The 15,669-nt window shown below is 48.8% G+C and carries 30 protein-coding genes and 1 pseudogene; 1 reads left to right on the top strand and 30 read right to left on the bottom strand.

Annotated elements, in window-relative coordinates; all coding sequences use genetic code 11:
- Positions 1–37: 37 nt before the first annotated feature.
- The 27 genes from rpoA to rpsJ all read right to left on the bottom strand — a co-directional run bounded on the left by rpoA (position 38) and on the right by rpsJ (position 13,271).
- Positions 38–1,027 carry a DNA-directed RNA polymerase subunit alpha gene (gene rpoA, locus HMPREF3091_RS04820; protein ID WP_004846552.1) on the bottom strand — a complete coding sequence of 330 codons (990 nt, stop codon included), beginning with the start codon at positions 1,025–1,027 and terminating at the stop codon, positions 38–40.
- Between the two features lie 25 nt (positions 1,028–1,052).
- A complete protein-coding gene (gene rpsD, locus HMPREF3091_RS04815; RefSeq protein ID WP_004846554.1) occupies positions 1,053–1,673 on the bottom strand; it encodes a 30S ribosomal protein S4 in 621 nt (206 codons plus the stop codon).
- A 30-nt stretch (positions 1,674–1,703) separates the two neighbouring features.
- Complete coding sequence (rpsK, locus tag HMPREF3091_RS04810) at positions 1,704–2,093, bottom strand: 30S ribosomal protein S11 (protein WP_002438687.1); 390 nt, start codon at positions 2,091–2,093, stop codon at positions 1,704–1,706.
- 16 nt (positions 2,094–2,109) lie between these two features.
- Positions 2,110–2,466, bottom strand: coding sequence for a 30S ribosomal protein S13 (rpsM, locus tag HMPREF3091_RS04805; protein ID WP_008815461.1), 357 nt, complete (start codon positions 2,464–2,466; stop codon positions 2,110–2,112).
- Between the two features lie 146 nt (positions 2,467–2,612).
- Complete coding sequence (gene rpmJ, locus HMPREF3091_RS04800; RefSeq protein WP_008815462.1) at positions 2,613–2,729, bottom strand: 50S ribosomal protein L36; 117 nt, start codon at positions 2,727–2,729, stop codon at positions 2,613–2,615.
- Positions 2,730–2,762: 33 nt separating this feature from the next.
- The gene (gene secY, locus HMPREF3091_RS04795) at positions 2,763–4,094 is read right to left on the bottom strand and encodes a preprotein translocase subunit SecY (RefSeq protein WP_004846557.1); all 1,332 of its coding nucleotides are present in this window, start codon (positions 4,092–4,094) and stop codon (positions 2,763–2,765) included.
- Between the two features lie 7 nt (positions 4,095–4,101).
- Positions 4,102–4,536 carry a 50S ribosomal protein L15 gene (gene rplO, locus HMPREF3091_RS04790; protein WP_004846562.1) on the bottom strand — a complete coding sequence of 145 codons (435 nt, stop codon included), beginning with the start codon at positions 4,534–4,536 and terminating at the stop codon, positions 4,102–4,104.
- 3 nt (positions 4,537–4,539) lie between these two features.
- Positions 4,540–4,719, bottom strand: a complete 180-nt coding sequence (gene rpmD, locus HMPREF3091_RS04785) for a 50S ribosomal protein L30 (RefSeq protein ID WP_004846568.1) — start codon at positions 4,717–4,719, stop codon at positions 4,540–4,542.
- Between the two features lie 6 nt (positions 4,720–4,725).
- Positions 4,726–5,226 (bottom strand): 30S ribosomal protein S5, encoded by a 501-nt coding sequence (gene rpsE, locus HMPREF3091_RS04780; RefSeq protein WP_004846569.1) that lies wholly within the window; start codon positions 5,224–5,226, stop codon positions 4,726–4,728.
- Between the two features lie 14 nt (positions 5,227–5,240).
- Positions 5,241–5,594, bottom strand: a complete 354-nt coding sequence (gene rplR / locus HMPREF3091_RS04775; RefSeq protein WP_070714518.1) for a 50S ribosomal protein L18 — start codon at positions 5,592–5,594, stop codon at positions 5,241–5,243.
- 9 nt (positions 5,595–5,603) lie between these two features.
- Positions 5,604–6,137 (bottom strand): 50S ribosomal protein L6, encoded by a 534-nt coding sequence (gene rplF / locus HMPREF3091_RS04770; RefSeq protein WP_004846576.1) that lies wholly within the window; start codon positions 6,135–6,137, stop codon positions 5,604–5,606.
- 13 nt (positions 6,138–6,150) lie between these two features.
- A complete protein-coding gene (gene rpsH / locus HMPREF3091_RS04765) occupies positions 6,151–6,543 on the bottom strand; it encodes a 30S ribosomal protein S8 (RefSeq protein ID WP_004846579.1) in 393 nt (130 codons plus the stop codon).
- Between the two features lie 33 nt (positions 6,544–6,576).
- A complete protein-coding gene (gene rpsN / locus HMPREF3091_RS04760; RefSeq protein ID WP_004846582.1) occupies positions 6,577–6,882 on the bottom strand; it encodes a 30S ribosomal protein S14 in 306 nt (101 codons plus the stop codon).
- A 13-nt stretch (positions 6,883–6,895) separates the two neighbouring features.
- The gene (gene rplE, locus HMPREF3091_RS04755; RefSeq protein ID WP_004846583.1) at positions 6,896–7,435 is read right to left on the bottom strand and encodes a 50S ribosomal protein L5; all 540 of its coding nucleotides are present in this window, start codon (positions 7,433–7,435) and stop codon (positions 6,896–6,898) included.
- Between the two features lie 14 nt (positions 7,436–7,449).
- Entirely contained in the window at positions 7,450–7,764 is a 315-nt protein-coding gene (gene rplX, locus HMPREF3091_RS04750) for a 50S ribosomal protein L24 (protein ID WP_004846586.1), read from the bottom strand.
- Between the two features lie 10 nt (positions 7,765–7,774).
- On the bottom strand, positions 7,775–8,146 hold the full coding sequence (gene rplN / locus HMPREF3091_RS04745; protein WP_000613954.1) for a 50S ribosomal protein L14: 372 nt from the start codon (positions 8,144–8,146) through the stop codon (positions 7,775–7,777).
- Positions 8,147–8,310: 164 nt separating this feature from the next.
- Entirely contained in the window at positions 8,311–8,565 is a 255-nt protein-coding gene (gene rpsQ / locus HMPREF3091_RS04740) for a 30S ribosomal protein S17 (protein WP_004846590.1), read from the bottom strand.
- Positions 8,565–8,756, bottom strand: a complete 192-nt coding sequence (gene rpmC / locus HMPREF3091_RS04735) for a 50S ribosomal protein L29 (RefSeq protein ID WP_004846592.1) — start codon at positions 8,754–8,756, stop codon at positions 8,565–8,567. Before rpmC ends, rpsQ begins: the two co-directional genes overlap by 1 nt.
- Positions 8,756–9,166 (bottom strand): 50S ribosomal protein L16, encoded by a 411-nt coding sequence (gene rplP / locus HMPREF3091_RS04730; protein ID WP_002438716.1) that lies wholly within the window; start codon positions 9,164–9,166, stop codon positions 8,756–8,758. The genes rpmC and rplP overlap by 1 nt, the downstream gene beginning before the upstream one ends.
- 13 nt (positions 9,167–9,179) lie before the next feature.
- The gene (rpsC, locus tag HMPREF3091_RS04725; protein ID WP_004846598.1) at positions 9,180–9,881 is read right to left on the bottom strand and encodes a 30S ribosomal protein S3; all 702 of its coding nucleotides are present in this window, start codon (positions 9,879–9,881) and stop codon (positions 9,180–9,182) included.
- A 17-nt stretch (positions 9,882–9,898) separates the two neighbouring features.
- Positions 9,899–10,231: a 50S ribosomal protein L22 gene (rplV, locus tag HMPREF3091_RS04720; RefSeq protein ID WP_004391423.1), complete on the bottom strand. Its 333-nt coding sequence runs from the start codon at positions 10,229–10,231 to the stop codon at positions 9,899–9,901.
- A 14-nt stretch (positions 10,232–10,245) separates the two neighbouring features.
- Positions 10,246–10,524, bottom strand: coding sequence for a 30S ribosomal protein S19 (gene rpsS / locus HMPREF3091_RS04715; RefSeq protein WP_004846600.1), 279 nt, complete (start codon positions 10,522–10,524; stop codon positions 10,246–10,248).
- Between the two features lie 14 nt (positions 10,525–10,538).
- Positions 10,539–11,363, bottom strand: coding sequence for a 50S ribosomal protein L2 (gene rplB / locus HMPREF3091_RS04710; RefSeq protein WP_004846602.1), 825 nt, complete (start codon positions 11,361–11,363; stop codon positions 10,539–10,541).
- Positions 11,364–11,382: 19 nt separating this feature from the next.
- Positions 11,383–11,685: a 50S ribosomal protein L23 gene (gene rplW, locus HMPREF3091_RS04705; RefSeq protein ID WP_004846604.1), complete on the bottom strand. Its 303-nt coding sequence runs from the start codon at positions 11,683–11,685 to the stop codon at positions 11,383–11,385.
- Positions 11,682–12,287, bottom strand: a complete 606-nt coding sequence (gene rplD, locus HMPREF3091_RS04700; protein WP_004846606.1) for a 50S ribosomal protein L4 — start codon at positions 12,285–12,287, stop codon at positions 11,682–11,684. Before rplD ends, rplW begins: the two co-directional genes overlap by 4 nt.
- Before the next feature lie 10 nt (positions 12,288–12,297).
- A complete protein-coding gene (rplC, locus tag HMPREF3091_RS04695; RefSeq protein ID WP_004846608.1) occupies positions 12,298–12,927 on the bottom strand; it encodes a 50S ribosomal protein L3 in 630 nt (209 codons plus the stop codon).
- Between the two features lie 32 nt (positions 12,928–12,959).
- Entirely contained in the window at positions 12,960–13,271 is a 312-nt protein-coding gene (rpsJ, locus tag HMPREF3091_RS04690; RefSeq protein ID WP_001181005.1) for a 30S ribosomal protein S10, read from the bottom strand.
- A 413-nt stretch (positions 13,272–13,684) separates the two neighbouring features.
- On the opposite strand from rpsJ, the gene HMPREF3091_RS04685 reads away from it, so the two are divergent.
- Positions 13,685–14,398, top strand: coding sequence for a prepilin peptidase (locus tag HMPREF3091_RS04685; RefSeq protein WP_070714517.1), 714 nt, complete (start codon positions 13,685–13,687; stop codon positions 14,396–14,398).
- A 4-nt stretch (positions 14,399–14,402) separates the two neighbouring features.
- Here HMPREF3091_RS04685 and bfr read toward each other — a convergent pair whose 3' ends face one another.
- From bfr to tuf, 3 genes and pseudogenes are all read right to left on the bottom strand, one after another.
- On the bottom strand, positions 14,403–14,879 hold the full coding sequence (gene bfr / locus HMPREF3091_RS04680) for a bacterioferritin (protein WP_004846612.1): 477 nt from the start codon (positions 14,877–14,879) through the stop codon (positions 14,403–14,405).
- Between the two features lie 72 nt (positions 14,880–14,951).
- Complete coding sequence (bfd, locus tag HMPREF3091_RS22070; protein ID WP_008815464.1) at positions 14,952–15,149, bottom strand: bacterioferritin-associated ferredoxin; 198 nt, start codon at positions 15,147–15,149, stop codon at positions 14,952–14,954.
- A 158-nt stretch (positions 15,150–15,307) separates the two neighbouring features.
- Positions 15,308–15,669: pseudogene (gene tuf / locus HMPREF3091_RS04675) on the bottom strand (elongation factor Tu); the annotation flags it as partial.

The following is a 15,669-nucleotide window of genomic DNA, read 5'->3' as shown; positions in this document are numbered from 1 at the left end:
CTTATCCTTCTCAGTAAAACCTTAACCTGTGACCTAGTTACTCGTCAGCAATGCTAGCTGGCGGCCAGTTTTCGAGGCGCATGCCCAGAGACAGACCACGTGAAGCCAGCACGTCTTTAATCTCAGTAAGAGATTTTTTACCCAAGTTCGGCGTTTTCAGCAACTCAACTTCGGTACGCTGTACTAGATCACCGATGTAGTGGATAGCTTCTGCCTTGAGGCAGTTAGCAGAGCGGACAGTCAATTCCAGATCGTCAACAGGGCGCAGCAGGATCGGATCGAACTCCGGCTTCTCTTCTTTAACTTCCGGCTGACGTACATCACGTAAGTCAACGAAAGCTTCAAGTTGTTCAGCCAAGATAGTTGCCGCACGGCGGATTGATTCTTCCGGATCAATCGTGCCATTGGTTTCCATCTCGATAACCAGCTTGTCCAGGTCGGTACGCTGTTCAACACGAGCCGCTTCAACATTGTAAGCAATACGCTCTACAGGGCTGTAGCAAGCATCGACTAACAGACGGCCGATCGGGCGCTCATCTTCTTCCGAATGAATTCGGGCAGAAGCCGGCACATAACCACGACCACGCTGAATTTTGATACGCATGCTAATTGATGCATTTTCATCAGTCAGATGGCAGATCACATGCTGCGGCTTGACGATTTCAACATCACCATCATGGGTGATATCGGCTGCAGTCACAGGGCCAATGCCAGACTTATTCAGGGTAAGAATAACTTCATCTTTGCCTTGAACTTTCACCGCCAGCCCTTTCAGGTTGAGCAGGATTTCCAGGATATCTTCCTGTACACCTTCTTTGGTGCTGTACTCATGCAGTACACCATCAATCTCAACCTCGGTCACCGCGCAACCCGGCATAGATGAAAGCAGAATACGGCGCAGTGCGTTACCAAGAGTATGGCCAAAGCCACGCTCTAACGGCTCAAGGGTCACCTTGGCGTGCGTCGAACTCAGTTGCTCGATATCTACCAGGCGCGGTTTTAGAAACTCTGTCACAGAACCCTGCATTGTGTCCTCTCTTTGGTACTAAGCTTTACTTAGAGTAAAGCTCGACGATCAGGTGTTCGTTAATGTCCGCAGACAGGTCGGAACGTTCAGGATTACGTTTGAACACACCTTCCATCTTAGCAGCATCAACTTCCAGCCAAGTCGGCTTTTCACGCTGCTCAGCCAGCTCCAGAGCGGCCTTCACACGAGATTGCTTTTTAGCTTTCTCACGTACGCTGACTACGTCATTAGGAGATACCTGATAAGAAGCGATGTTAACAACGCGACCATTTACTACGACTGCTTTATGGCTAACCAGCTGACGTGCTTCTGCACGAGTGGCACCGAAGCCCATACGGTAAACGACGTTGTCCAGACGACCTTCCAGCAGTTGCAACAGGTTTTCACCGGTGTTGCCTTTCAGGCGGGCTGCTTCTTTATAATAGTTACGGAACTGACGCTCCAGAACGCCGTAGATACGACGAACTTTTTGCTTCTCACGTAACTGAACACCGTAGTCAGACAGACGCGGTTTACGCGCACCGTGCTGGCCAGGTGCCTGCTCAATTTTACACTTGGTATCGATCGCACGAACGCCAGACTTAAGGAATAAGTCTGTGCCCTCACGACGGCTCAGCTTGAGCTTAGGACCCAAATATCTTGCCATTTTCTTTCTCCAACAATCCGAGGAACGACGTTATACGCGACGTTTCTTCGGCGGACGACAACCGTTATGAGGGATCGGAGTCACATCAGTAATATTAGTGATGCGGAAACCAGCCGCGTTCAACGCGCGGATAGTAGACTCACGGCCAGGACCAGGTCCTTTAACCATAACTTCCAGATTCTTAATTCCGTACTCTTTTACTGCTTCGGCGCAACGTTCTGCTGCTACCTGTGCGGCAAATGGAGTGGATTTACGAGAACCACGGAAACCGGAACCACCGGCTGTTGCCCAACCCAGTGCGTTACCCTGACGATCAGTAATGGTAACAATGGTGTTGTTGAAAGAAGCATGGACGTGAGCCACACCGTCAGAGACTTGCTTTCTTACACGCTTACGTGCACGAATAGGTGCCTTTGCCATTATTCAATCACCCCGATTATTTCTTGATCGGTTTACGCGGACCCTTACGGGTACGTGCGTTGGTCTTAGTACGCTGACCGCGAACCGGTAGACCACGACGATGACGCAAACCACGATAGGTACCAAGATCCATCAGACGCTTGATGCTCAGGGTTACTTCACGACGCAGGTCACCTTCTACAGTGTACTTGGCAACTTCGTCACGCAGCTTATCGATTTGCTCTTCAGACAGCTCACTGATCTTAACATTTTCAGCAATGCCCGTTGCTTCACAGATAGCCTGTGAGCGGGTCTTGCCGATACCGAAGATCGCAGTCAATGCGATAACAGTATGTTTTTGATCAGGAATGTTAATGCCTGCTATACGGGCCACTATGCACTCCTAAATTTTTATACAACAGCACCACTCTGAAAAGCCCGTTTTCAGGATACTCAAATGATACTGTAGCAACATACAAAAGATTGGCTGGCTAATCTAGCCAGCTCAACCCAACTTTGCAAGAAAAATATGCGAGATAATCAGCCTTGACGCTGTTTATGCTTCGGTTCTACGCTGCAAATCACACGCACAACACCGTTGCGCTTAACAATTTTACAGTTACGACATAATTTCTTGACGGAAGCACGAACTTTCATTTTACTCTCCGTAACTTCTCAAACTCACCAAGATTAGCGGTTATAGCCTTTCAGGTTCGCTTTCTTCAATGCAGACTCGTACTGACTTGACATCATCAGAGTTTGCACTTGAGCCATAAAGTCCATGATGACCACGACTACGATGAGTAGTGATGTACCACCAAAGTAGAATGGTACTTTCATTGCATCACGCATGAACTCCGGGATCAGGCAGATAAAGGTAATGTACAAGGCACCAATTAAGGTTAAACGAGTCATTACTTTATCGATGTACTTCGCCGTTTGCTCTCCCGGACGAATTCCTGGTACGAATGCACCGGACTTCTTCAGGTTATCAGCTGTTTCTCTTGGGTTGAAAACCAACGCCGTATAGAAGAAACAGAAGAAGATGATTGCAGACGCATAGAGTAACACATAAAGCGGTTGCCCAGGCTGCAAATACAGCGAAATTGTTGTCAGCCAGTTCCAACCGGTGCCGCCCCCAAACCAAGATGCAATCGTGGCCGGGAACAGAATAATGCTGGAAGCAAAGATAGCAGGAATTACGCCAGCCATATTCACTTTCAACGGTAAATGTGTGCTCTGTGCTGCATAAACACGACGTCCTTGCTGACGCTTAGCATAGTTAACGACGATACGACGTTGACCACGTTCAACGAAAACAACGAAGAAGGTTACTGCAAATACTAACACTGCAACCAACAGCAACAGGAGGAAGTGCAGGTCGCCCTGCCGCGCTTGCTCGATAGTATGGCCAATTGCCGGCGGTAAGCCCGCTACAATCCCCGCAAAGATAATGATTGAAATACCGTTACCGATACCGCGCTCAGTTATCTGCTCACCCAGCCACATCAGGAACATCGTCCCAGTAACCAAGCTCACCACTGCGGTGAAGTAGAACGCAAAGCCAGGGTTAATAACCAGGCCTTGCATTCCTGGCATATTCGGAAGACCGGTAGCAATACCGATCGACTGAAATATGGCTAAAACCAGCGTACCATAACGGGTGTACTGACTAATCTTACGACGGCCAGCCTCCCCTTCTTTCTTAATTTCCGCTAACGCTGGATGAACCACCGTCAGTAACTGGATAATAATTGACGCCGAAATATACGGCATAATACCCAGAGCAAAGATAGAAGCACGGCTGAGTGCACCACCAGAGAACATGTTAAACATTTCAATGATGGTGCCTCTCTGCTGTTCGAGCAGTTTGGCAAGTACAGCGGCATCAATACCAGGGATCGGAATAAAAGAGCCAATACGGAAAACTATGAGCGCCCCAATTACAAACAGCAGTCTGCGCTTGAGTTCGCCAAGTCCACCCTTGGCACTTTGATAATCTAATCCTGGTTGCTTAGCCATCTGCTACTTATTCCTCAATTTTACCGCCAGCAGCTTCGATAGCAGCACGAGCGCCTTTGGTGACACGCAGGCCACGCAAAGTCACAGCACGATTGATTTCACCAGAAAGCATAACTTTCGCGAATTCAATCTGTGGGCCAACTACGTTAGCGGCTTTCAGAGTGTTCAGGTCGATAACATCGCCTTCAACTAAAGCGATCTCTGACAGACGAACTTCTGCAGTGATCATTGCTTTACGAGAAGTAAAGCCGAATTTCGGCAGACGACGGTACAGAGGCATCTGACCACCTTCGAAACCACGACGTACGCCACCGCCAGAACGAGACTTCTGACCTTTGTGACCACGACCGCCAGTTTTACCCAGGCCAGAACCGATACCACGACCCAGACGCTTGGAAGCGTGCTTGGACCCTTCGGCCGGAGACAGAGTATTTAAACGCATCTCTTACTCCTCAACTTTAACCATGTAGGAAACCGCGTTGACCATACCACGTACAGCAGGAGTATCCTCGCGCTCTACGGTGTGGCCAATACGACGCAGACCCAGGCCAAGCAGCGTTGCCTTGTGTTTCGGCAGACGACCGATTGCACTGCGGGTTTGAGTTATTTTAATAGTCTTTGCCATGGTCAATTACCCCAGAATTTCTTCAACGGATTTACCACGCTTGGCAGCGACCATTTCTGGGGACTTCATGCTAGCCAGACCATCGATAGTTGCACGAACCACGTTAATTGGGTTGGTGGAACCATAGGCCTTAGCTAGAACGTTGTGAACCCCAGCGACTTCCAGAACGGCGCGCATTGCACCACCGGCAATAATACCGGTACCTTCGGAAGCCGGCTGCATGAACACACGAGAACCCGTGTGAGCACCTTTAACAGGATGCTGCAGGGTGCCGCTGTTCAGCGCGACATTCATCATGTTGCGACGGGCTTTTTCCATCGCTTTCTGGATCGCTGCTGGAACTTCACGCGCTTTACCGTAACCAAAACCTACGCGACCATTGCCATCACCCACTACAGTTAGTGCGGTGAAGCTAAAAATACGGCCACCTTTTACAGTTTTAGATACGCGATTTACCGCGATCAGCTTTTCCTGCAGTTCGCCAGCTTGTTTTTCGATGTGAGCCATCTTACACCTCTACCTTAGAACTGAAGGCCAGCTTCACGGGCAGCATCTGCCAGTGCCTGGACACGACCATGATATTGGAAACCAGAGCGGTCAAAAGATACGCCTTTGATGCCCTTCTCCAACGCGCGCTCAGCAATAGTTTTACCTACAGCGATTGCAGCATCTTTGTTCCCAGTATATTTCAGTTGTTCACTGATTGCTTTTTCTACAGTAGAAGCAGCGACCAGAACTTCAGAACCATTCGGAGCAATTACCTGTGCGTAAATATGACGCGGGGGACGATGTACCACCAGGCGAGTTGCACCCAGCTCTTTGAGCTTGCGGCGTGCGCGGGTCGCACGACGGATACGAGCAGATTTCTTATCCATAGTGTTACCTTACTTCTTCTTAGCCTCTTTGGTACGCACGACTTCGTCGGCGTAACGGACACCCTTGCCTTTGTAAGGCTCAGGACGACGGTAAGCGCGCAGATCTGCTGCCACTTGTCCGATTAACTGCTTATCAGCGCCTTTCAGCACGATTTCAGTCTGGGACGGGCATTCAGCAGTGATACCTGCTGGCAGAGCATGTTCAACTGGGTGAGAGAAGCCTAAGGCTAAATTCACAGAGTTGCCCTTAACTGCTGCACGGTAACCGACACCTACCAACTGAAGCTTCTTAGTGAAGCCTTCGGTAACACCAACAACCATTGCGTTAAGCAGAGCACGAGTGGTACCCGCTTGGGCCCACGCGTTTGCAAAACCTTCGCGTGGAGCGAAAGTCAGTGCATTATCAGCATGCTTAACTTCAACGGCGTCGTGGACTGTACGAGTCAGCTCGCCGTTTTTACCCTTAATCGAAATTACCTGACCGTTGAGTTTAACCTCTACGCCGGCAGGAATGACGACGGGTGCTTTTGCAACACGAGACATTCTTTCCTCCCGATTAAGCTACGTAGCAGATAATCTCGCCACCAAGACCAGCCTGGCGAGCTGCACGATCAGTCATAACACCTTTAGAGGTAGAAACAACAGCGATACCCAAACCGGCCATAACTTTTGGCAGCTCATCTTTTTTCTTATAGATGCGCAGACCTGGACGGCTGATACGTTGAATGCTTTCTACCACTGCCTTGCCCTGGAAGTACTTCAGTACTAATTCCAGTACAGGCTTGGTGTCGCCTTCGATTTTGAAATCTTCAATAAAACCTTCTTCCTTCAGCACGTTGGCAATTGCCACTTTCAGCTTGGAGGAAGGCATGGTGACCGCAACTTTGTTCGCGGCTTGACCGTTACGGATACGGGTCAGCATATCCGCGATCGGATCTTGCATGCTCATCTGTCTTTACTCCCGTGATTCAATTGGTGACAATTACCAGCTAGCCTTTTTCAGACCCGGGATTTCACCGCGCATAGCGGCTTCACGGACCTTGATACGGCTCAACCCGAACTTACGCAGGAAAGCGTGCGGACGGCCAGTTTGACGGCAGCGGTTACGCTGACGGGACGGGCTGGAATCACGCGGCAGAGTCTGCAGCTTAAGAACAGCATCCCAACGATCTTCGTCAGAAGCGTTCACGTTAGAGATGATCGCTTTCAGTTCAACGCGTTTGGCAAAGAACTTATCAGCTAATTTCACGCGTTTGACTTCGCGTGCTTTCATGGATTGCTTAGCCATTAGTAACCCTACCTTACTTGCGGAACGGGAAGTTGAAAGCAGTCAGCAGCGCACGGCCTTCATCATCGGATTTCGCAGTAGTGGTAATGGTAATATCCAAACCACGAACGCGATCGACTTTATCATAATCGATTTCCGGGAAGATGATCTGTTCACGCACGCCCATGCTGTAGTTACCACGACCATCGAATGACTTAGCGGACAAGCCACGGAAGTCACGGATACGAGGTACAGCAATGGAAATCAGACGCTCAAAGAACTCCCACATGCGTTCGCCACGCAGAGTTACTTTACAGCCGATCGGATAGCCCTGGCGGATTTTGAAGCCTGCAACTGATTTGCGTGCTTTAGTGATCAACGGCTTTTGACCGGAGATTGCTGCTAAGTCAGCTGCTGCGTTATCCAGCAGTTTCTTATCAGCGATCGCTTCACCAACACCCATATTCAGGGTAATCTTCTCGACCCGTGGGACTTGCATGACAGAATTGTAGCCGAACTCAGACATGAGTTGCTTGACTACTTCGTCTTTGTAGTAATCATGCAGTTTCGCCATCGTACTACTCCAAATTACTTGATAGTTTCGCTGTTAGATTTGAAGAAACGGACTTTTTTGCCGTCTTCGAATCTAAAGCCTACACGGTCAGCCTTACCGGTTGCCGCATTGAAGAGAGCAATGTTAGAAACCTGAATAGCAGCTTCTTTTTCAACAATGCCACCTGGTTGGTTCAGAGCCGGAACCGGCTTCTGATGTTTCTTAACCAGGTTGATACCTTCAACGATGACCTTGCCAGAAGACAGGACATTTTTTACTTTACCGCGCTTACCTTTATCTTTCCCGGTTAGCACGATAACTTCGTCATCACGACGGATTTTCGCTGCCATGGTTCGCTCCTTAGAGTACTTCTGGTGCCAGAGAGATAATTTTCATGAACTTTTCATTACGCAGTTCACGAGTTACCGGCCCAAAAATACGCGTACCGATAGGCTGCTCAGAGTTATTGTTTAAAATAACACAAGCATTGCCATCGAAGCGAATGACAGAACCGTCCGGGCGACGAACACCCTTCTTGGTGCGCACCACTACCGCCTTCAGCACATCGCCTTTCTTGACCTTGCCACGAGGAATTGCTTCCTTGATGGTGATCTTGATGATGTCGCCGACGCCTGCGTAGCGACGGTGCGAGCCACCTAGAACCTTGATACACATTACGCGACGTGCACCGGAGTTGTCGGCCACGTTCAGCATAGTCTGTTCTTGGATCATGTTAGTGCTCCGCTAATGTCAACTACAACTTTGGACCCAGAATGGGTCGTTTGAAATCCCCACAATTGAGGGCGCAGCATTATAACACCGCTTCCAGAATATGGGTAGAAAAAATAAACGGCTCAAAAACTGAGCCGTTTATAGTACTCGAGATGCGTACTGTATTACAGAACGGCTTTCTCTACAACGCGAACCAGCGTCCAAGACTTAGTCTTAGACAGTGGACGGCATTCGCGGATTTCTACCACGTCACCGATTCCACATTCGTTGTTCTCGTCGTGTACGTGCAGCTTGGTCGTACGTTTGATGAATTTACCATACATTGGGTGCTTCACCATACGCTCGATCGTAACAACAACGGATTTCTCCATTTTGTCACTAACTACTCGACCTTGCAGAGTACGGATTTGATCAGTCATTACGCACCCGCCTTCTCAGTCAGTAAAGTCTTAACGCGTGCGACATCACGACGCACTTGCTTCAACAGGTGAGATTGTTGCAGCTGACCGCTTGCCGCTTGCATGCGCAGGTTAAATTGCTCACGCAGCAGGCTCAGCAGTTCAGTGTTCAGCTCTTCAACACTTTTCTCACGCAGCTCTTGTGCTTTCATTACATCACCGTCTTAGTTACAAAGGTGGTTTTGATAGGCAGTTTCGCTGCTGCCAGCTTGAAGGCCTCACGGGCCAGCTCTTCAGGCACGCCGTCCATTTCGTACAGGACTTTACCCGGCTGGATCAAGGCAACCCAATACTCTACGTTACCTTTACCTTTACCCATACGAACTTCAAGCGGCTTTTCAGTGATCGGCTTGTCTGGGAACACACGGATCCAGATTTTACCCTGACGCTTAACTGCACGAGTCATCGCACGACGAGCTGCTTCGATTTGACGAGCAGTCAGACGGCCACGGCCAACAGCTTTCAGACCGAAAGTGCCGAAGCTAACATCCGTACCTTGCGCCAGACCACGGTTGCGGCCTTTGTGCACCTTACGGAATTTTGTACGCTTTGGTTGTAACATTCAGCGACTCTCCTTACTTGCGGCCTTTACGCTGCTGCTTTTTAGGTTGAGCAGCCGGTTTTTCCGGTTGTTCAACGGCAGCCATACCACCCAGGATCTCACCTTTGAAGATCCATACCTTAACGCCGATTACACCATAAGTGGTGTGCGCTTCAGAGGTGTTGTAATCGATATCCGCACGCAGAGTATGCAACGGAACACGACCTTCACGGTACCATTCGGTACGCGCGATTTCAGCACCGCCAAGGCGGCCGCTTACTTCAACTTTAATACCTTTAGCGCCCAGACGCATTGCGTTCTGTACAGCACGCTTCATAGCACGACGGAACATAACACGACGTTCCAGCTGTGAAGTAATGCTATCAGCAACCAATTTTGCGTCCAGTTCTGGTTTACGAACTTCGGCGATATTGATTTGCGCAGGAACGCCAGCGATATCCGCTACGACCTTACGCAGTTTTTCGACATCTTCACCTTTCTTGCCGATAACGATGCCTGGACGAGCAGTGTGAATAGTCACACGGATGCTCTTCGCAGGACGCTCGATAACGATGCGAGAAACGGAAGCCTTCGCCAGTTCCTTAGTCAGGAATTGACGAACTTTAAAGTCGCTGTCTAGGTTGTCAGCGAACTCTTTGGTATTCGCGAACCAAGTAGAGTTCCAAGGTTTGACAATACCCAGGCGAATACCATTAGGATGTACTTTCTGACCCATTGCTAGTCTCCAGAGTCTCAGCGATCGGACACAACCACAGTAATGTGGCTGGTGCGCTTCAGGATACGATCTGCACGACCTTTAGCACGCGGCATAATGCGCTTCATGCTTGGGCCTTCGTCGACGAAAATTTTCGTCACTTTCAGATCATCGATGTCAGCGCCATCGTTGTGTTCTGCGTTAGCAATAGCAGACTCAAGTACTTTCTTAACCAGACCAGCAGCTTTCTTGTTGGTGTAGGCTAAAGTTTCCAGAGCTTGCGACACTTTCTTACCGCGGATCAGGTCAGCAACGAGGCGAACCTTCTGAGCAGAAGAACGAGCGTGGCGATGTTTAGCGATAGTTTCCATCTCTTCCTCCTACCTTAGCGCTTTTTGGCTTTTTTATCAGCCGCATGGCCGCGATAAGTACGAGTCGGCGCGAATTCACCTAACTTGTGACCGACCATTTCATCGGCTACAAATACTGGAACGTGCTGACGACCATTATGGACAGCGATGGTCAAACCGATCATGTTTGGAAAGACCGTTGAACGACGGGACCAAGTCTTAATAGGCTTTTTGTCTCCGCTTTCCACCGCTTTCTCTACCTTCTTCAGCAAGTGCAGGTCAATGAAAGGACCTTTCTTGAGAGAACGTGGCATGGCTTATCCTCTAATTATTTTTTGCTACGGCGACGTACGATGAATTTATCAGTACGCTTGTTGCTGCGGGTCTTCTTACCTTTGGTCTGCAGGCCCCATGGGGACACTGGATGCTTACCAAAGTTACGACCTTCACCACCACCGTGTGGATGGTCGACTGGGTTCATCGCAGTACCGCGAACGGTAGGACGAACACCACGCCAGCGGCTTGCACCTGCTTTACCCAGAACGCGCAGCATATGCTCAGCATTGCCAACTTCGCCTAAAGTAGCACGGCAGTCGGATGGGACTTTACGCATTTCACCAGAACGCAGACGCAGGGTGACATAAGCACCATCGCGAGCAACGATCTGAACGTATGCGCCAGCAGAACGAGCCAGCTGACCACCTTTGCCTGGTTTCATTTCTACGTTATGAACAGTAGAACCAACCGGGATGTTACGCATCGGCAAGGTGTTGCCAGGTTTGATTGCAGCATCAACACCAGATTGAATCTGGTCACCCGCTTTCAGGCCTTTAGGCGCCAGGATATAACGACGTTCGCCGTCTTTGTACAGAACCAGCGCGATGTTCGCGGAACGGTTCGGATCATATTCCAGACGCTCAACAACAGCAGGAACACCATCTTTGTTGCGTTTGAAGTCAACCAGACGATAATGCTGTTTATGACCACCACCGATGTGACGAGTGGTGATGCGGCCATTGTTGTTACGGCCACCGGATTTGCTCAGTTTTTCAAGCAACGGGGCATACGGTTTGCCCTTGTGCAGCTCAGGGTTAACCACTTTAACAACGTGGCGACGACCCGGAGATGTCGGTTTACATTTAACAATTGCCATTGTTCGCTACTCCTCCGACTTACTCTGCGCCGCCGATGAAGTCCAGATTCTGGCCTTCTTTCAGGGTGACGTAAGCTTTTTTCCAGTCGCTACGACGACCAACACGCTGACCGTGACGCTTCACTTTACCTTTAACTACCAGGGTGTGAACTGCATCAACTTCAACTTCGAACAGTTTCTTAACTGCGGCTTTGATTTCTGCTTTAGTTGCATCTTTAGCAACTTTGAGAACGATGGTGTTGGTTTTTTCCATCACCATAGACGCTTTTTCAGAAACGTGCGGCGCGCGCAGTACTTTCAGCAGACGTTCTTCACGGATCATGCCAGCATCTCCTCAACTTGCTTCACAGCGTCAGCAGTCATAACCACTTTGTCGAAGGCGATCAAGCTAACTGGGTCGATACCTGTAACGTCGCGCACGTCAACCTTGTACAGGTTGCGAGCAGCCAGGAACAGATTTTCGTCGACTTCGCCGGTTACAATCAGCACGTCTTCCAACGCCATATCTTTCAGTTTCTGTGCCAGCAGCTTAGTTTTAGGCGCTTCTACAGAGAACTTCTCAACGACGATCAGACGATCTTGACGTACCAGTTCGGACAGAATGCTTTTCAGCGCGCCGCGGTACATCTTTTTGTTAACTTTTTGACTGTGATCCTGAGGCTTCGCAGCGAATGAAACGCCACCGGAACGCCAGATCGGGCTCTTAACAGAACCAGAACGAGCGCGGCCAGTACCTTTCTGACGCCACGGTTTTTTGCCGGAACCAGTTACTTCAGCACGGGTCTTCTGAGCACGAGTACCTTGACGGGCACCAGCTGCATAAGCAACTACAACCTGGTGTACCAGCGCTTCGTTGAAATCACGACCGAAGGTAGTTTCGGAAACAGTCAGCGCGCTTTGCGCGTCTTTCAATACTAATTCCATTCCTATCTCCTCACGCCTTAACAGCTGGTTTAACGATCAGGTCGCCACCGGTTGCACCCGGAACAGCACCCTTAACCAGCAGCAGGTTGCGCTCAGCGTCAACACGTACTACATCCAGGCTCTGAACGGTTACGCGTTCGTTACCCAGTTGGCCTGCCATTTTCTTGCCTTTGAACACTTTGCCCGGAGTCTGGTTCTGACCGATAGAACCCGGAACGCGGTGAGACAAGGAGTTACCATGGGTAGCATCTTGGGTACGGAAGTTCCAGCGCTTAACTGTGCCAGCAAAACCTTTACCTTTAGAAGTACCGGTAACGTCAACTTTTTTAACGTCAGCAAAAATTTCAACGCTAATGCTCTGACCTACAGTGAACTCTTCGCCTTCGTTCAGACGGAATTCACGCAGAGTGCGGCCAGCTTCTACGCCAGCTTTAGCGAAGTGACCAGCTTCTGGCTTAGATACGCGGTTTGCTTTTTTAGCACCCGTAGTTACCTGTACAGCACAGTAGCCGTCGTTATCCAGGGTTTTCACCTGAGTAACACGGTTTGCTTCGATTTCGATAACGGTTACTGGGATAGAAACGCCATCTTCAGTGAAGATGCGGGTCATACCCACTTTTTTACCGACTAAACCAATCATTGTTTCAACCTCTCAATCGTTCAATGACCTGATTAACCCAGGCTGATCTGCACGTCTACACCAGCAGCCAGATCCAGACGCATCAGAGCATCAACGGTTTTCTCGGTTGGCTCAACGATGTCAACCAGACGCTTGTGAGTGCGAATTTCGTACTGATCGCGCGCGTCTTTGTTGACGTGCGGAGAAATCAGAACGGTAAAGCGCTCTTTGCGGGTCGGCAGCGGGATCGGACCACGGACTTGCGCACCAGTGCGCTTAGCAGTCTCGACGATTTCCGCGGTTGATTGATCGATCAGACGATGATCAAACGCTTTCAGGCGGATACGGATTCTTTGGTTCTGCATGAGACCAGAGCTCCAATTATTTTATAAACGTAAAAAATTACTCCTCGCACCCATTTCGATTGATGGGGGAGTGTAATCGTTCAACATATAACCCCCATATCGGGAGTATTGTTCGACAGTCTAGGACTGTCTCTGATTTAAAATCAGACTTACCAAGATTAGGTAAGCCCGCGCATTATACGTAAACCAGCTCAGGAAGCAACCTAAATGCGCAAAAATAGTGAGTACCACTACGTATTAAGGGCTCACTGCAATGCATATCTTCATCTGATATGGGCAAGAAACCATCAACGCATGAAAGAAGCATTACACGATTATCATCCTAATACGTGAACTCGACTGTAAAAACAGTCCAGTAATCCTTTCTGTCTTTCCAATATGATGCTGCAAGTTGCATACCCGAGGTAAAACCGATGGAACCCTTCTCTGACAGCATCGAGCACATTTTCTCTGGGATACCTTTCCGTATCCTCATCGGTCTACTCTTTGCGTTTTTCTGCGGATGTTCGACCCACCTTATCTGGAATAGACTTCCATCAAAGGTACTTCGAGTAAATACGGACAAACTAACTCATTCCCGCCTAACGTTTTGTAATCTCTACCGCGACAGCACTAAGGAGTTCGTTTTTTATAGCCTGCTTTTCACCGGTACTTGTATTTTTACGCATAGTGACCTCACCAAGCTTCCCTTTATCTGGCTGATAAGCTGGTTTCTTACAACGTTGTCTATAATCGATCTCCGCCATTACCTGTTACCGGATATTCTTACCCTCCCCTTCCTATGGCTTGGCCTACTTTTTAACGCGTATTCACATACGGTTCGCCCCTCGGATGCCATTGCTGGCGCCGCTATCGGCTATACATCGATCTGGCTGCTATTTTGGATTGTTAAATTACGGATGCATAAACATGGCATCGGGCTTGGAGATGCCAAACTCTTGGCTGCGCTCGGCGCATGGACAGGAAAAGATAATCTGGCATGGATATGCTTATGGGCATCACTGGGGGGAATTATTTGGTGGGCTTTACGACTCAGCTACTCGAACGATAAAAACCACCCTTTGCCTTTTGGCCCCTGCTTGGCCGTTCCTGGCTGGGTGGTTATTGCTGACATTTTGCGCTCATAGAACGTTAGGCTTCTTCTTTCACTTGCGCCAACAGATAATTTTGAATCCCAAGACGCTGGATAAGATCGAGTTCGGTCTCAAGCCAGTCGATATGCTTTTCTTCATCAGAAAGAATATCGATCATTAAATCACGGCTTACATAATCATGAACAGAATCACAGTAGGCGATCCCTTCACGCAAATTTTTAGCACCGTCTAGCTCAAGTTTTAAATCAGATCGGAGCATCTCCTCAACATCTTCGCCAATGTTAAGTTTGCCAAGATCTTGCAAATTTGGCAGTCCCTCTAGAAATAAAATCCTTTCGATATAGCGATCCGCATGTTTCATTTCATCAATGGATTCATGGTATTCAACGTCATTGAGACGAGTGAGTCCCCAGTTTTTAAACATGCGTGCGTGAAGGAAATACTGATTGATAGCAACTAGCTCGTTACCAAGTAGCTTATTGAGATGAGTAATGACTTTTTTATCGCCTTTCATAAACAAAACCCTCCGCTTCCAGTTCTTTTAGTGTAGAACCAGACGTCGAAGAGTCAAAAAATAACCACTTTTTTATGCCACGTTTATGAAGTCGCTCTGTATTACGGCAGTTTCCTCATCAAAGATTTCACGAGCCTGACGTATGCATTTCCCACATTCAGTTCCAAGAGGGACTATTTTGCGCAGGTGATGCAGCGAGCTCGGTTGATATTTACGGATCGCATGACGAATTGTTTTGTCAGAAATCCCATTACATAAGCAAACGTACATAGCACTTCTCTTTGCCATTTTGATAATACTAGTCTAAATAATAAACATTATCATTTCAATATTGGCGCCGATTATTTGTGCAAAACGCGCGTTGCTTCGTACCAATAAAAAAGGGCGCCTAAGCGCCCTTTCATGCATTAAGTTAAGAAGCTAAAAAATTAGCTCATTACCTTAGCAACAACACCAGCACCAACGGTACGGCCGCCTTCACGGATTGCGAAGCGCAGACCATCGTCCATTGCGATTGGGTGGATCAGGGTAACGATCATTTTGATGTTATCGCCTGGCATTACCATTTCCACGCCTTCTGGCAGTTCGATGGTACCGGTCACGTCAGTAGTACGGAAGTAGAACTGTGGACGGTAGCCTTTGAAGAACGGAGTATGACGGCCGCCTTCGTCTTTGCTCAGAATATAAACTTCTGATTCGAACTTGGTGTGTGGCTTGATAGAACCTGGTTTAGCCAGAACCTGACCACGTTCGATGTCTTCACGCTTGATACCACGCAGCAGAACACCAA

It is taken from the genome of Hafnia sp. HMSC23F03, assembly GCF_001816025.1.
GTDB lineage: Bacteria > Pseudomonadota > Gammaproteobacteria > Enterobacterales > Enterobacteriaceae > Hafnia > Hafnia paralvei.
Note: the sequence above shows the minus strand (reverse complement) of the source record. Positions and strands in the feature narration are given on the sequence as shown.

Coding starts and splice junctions, on each gene's coding strand:
- rplW (WP_004846604.1), bottom strand. CDS start 11,685: ATGATCCGTGAAGAACGTCTGCTGAAAGTACTGCGCGCGCCGCACGTT.
- rplP (WP_002438716.1), bottom strand. CDS start 9,166: ATGTTACAACCAAAGCGTACAAAATTCCGTAAGGTGCACAAAGGCCGC.
- rpsH (WP_004846579.1), bottom strand. CDS start 6,543: ATGAGCATGCAAGATCCGATCGCGGATATGCTGACCCGTATCCGTAAC.
- rplD (WP_004846606.1), bottom strand. CDS start 12,287: ATGGAATTAGTATTGAAAGACGCGCAAAGCGCGCTGACTGTTTCCGAA.
- rpsE (WP_004846569.1), bottom strand. CDS start 5,226: ATGGCTCACATCGAAAAACAAGCTGGCGAACTGCAGGAAAAGCTGATC.
- bfr (WP_004846612.1), bottom strand. CDS start 14,879: ATGAAAGGCGATAAAAAAGTCATTACTCATCTCAATAAGCTACTTGGT.
- rpsJ (WP_001181005.1), bottom strand. CDS start 13,271: ATGCAGAACCAAAGAATCCGTATCCGCCTGAAAGCGTTTGATCATCGT.
- rplB (WP_004846602.1), bottom strand. CDS start 11,363: ATGGCAATTGTTAAATGTAAACCGACATCTCCGGGTCGTCGCCACGTT.
- rplN (WP_000613954.1), bottom strand. CDS start 8,146: ATGATCCAAGAACAGACTATGCTGAACGTGGCCGACAACTCCGGTGCA.
- secY (WP_004846557.1), bottom strand. CDS start 4,094: ATGGCTAAGCAACCAGGATTAGATTATCAAAGTGCCAAGGGTGGACTT.
- rplC (WP_004846608.1), bottom strand. CDS start 12,927: ATGATTGGTTTAGTCGGTAAAAAAGTGGGTATGACCCGCATCTTCACT.
- rpmJ (WP_008815462.1), bottom strand. CDS start 2,729: ATGAAAGTTCGTGCTTCCGTCAAGAAATTATGTCGTAACTGTAAAATT.
- rplE (WP_004846583.1), bottom strand. CDS start 7,435: ATGGCGAAACTGCATGATTACTACAAAGACGAAGTAGTCAAGCAACTC.
- rpmC (WP_004846592.1), bottom strand. CDS start 8,756: ATGAAAGCACAAGAGCTGCGTGAGAAAAGTGTTGAAGAGCTGAACACT.
- rpsK (WP_002438687.1), bottom strand. CDS start 2,093: ATGGCAAAGGCACCTATTCGTGCACGTAAGCGTGTAAGAAAGCAAGTC.
- rplF (WP_004846576.1), bottom strand. CDS start 6,137: ATGTCTCGTGTTGCAAAAGCACCCGTCGTCATTCCTGCCGGCGTAGAG.
- rpsN (WP_004846582.1), bottom strand. CDS start 6,882: ATGGCTAAGCAATCCATGAAAGCACGCGAAGTCAAACGCGTGAAATTA.
- rpoA (WP_004846552.1), bottom strand. CDS start 1,027: ATGCAGGGTTCTGTGACAGAGTTTCTAAAACCGCGCCTGGTAGATATC.
- rplV (WP_004391423.1), bottom strand. CDS start 10,231: ATGGAAACTATCGCTAAACATCGCCACGCTCGTTCTTCTGCTCAGAAG.
- rpmD (WP_004846568.1), bottom strand. CDS start 4,719: ATGGCAAAGACTATTAAAATAACTCAAACCCGCAGTGCAATCGGTCGT.
- bfd (WP_008815464.1), bottom strand. CDS start 15,149: ATGTACGTTTGCTTATGTAATGGGATTTCTGACAAAACAATTCGTCAT.
- rpsQ (WP_004846590.1), bottom strand. CDS start 8,565: ATGACTGATCAAATCCGTACTCTGCAAGGTCGAGTAGTTAGTGACAAA.
- rpsC (WP_004846598.1), bottom strand. CDS start 9,881: ATGGGTCAGAAAGTACATCCTAATGGTATTCGCCTGGGTATTGTCAAA.
- HMPREF3091_RS04685 (WP_070714517.1), top strand. CDS start 13,685: ATGGAACCCTTCTCTGACAGCATCGAGCACATTTTCTCTGGGATACCT.
- rpsS (WP_004846600.1), bottom strand. CDS start 10,524: ATGCCACGTTCTCTCAAGAAAGGTCCTTTCATTGACCTGCACTTGCTG.
- rplX (WP_004846586.1), bottom strand. CDS start 7,764: ATGGCAGCGAAAATCCGTCGTGATGACGAAGTTATCGTGCTAACCGGG.
- rplR (WP_070714518.1), bottom strand. CDS start 5,594: ATGGATAAGAAATCTGCTCGTATCCGTCGTGCGACCCGCGCACGCCGC.
- rpsD (WP_004846554.1), bottom strand. CDS start 1,673: ATGGCAAGATATTTGGGTCCTAAGCTCAAGCTGAGCCGTCGTGAGGGC.
- rplO (WP_004846562.1), bottom strand. CDS start 4,536: ATGCGTTTAAATACTCTGTCTCCGGCCGAAGGGTCCAAGCACGCTTCC.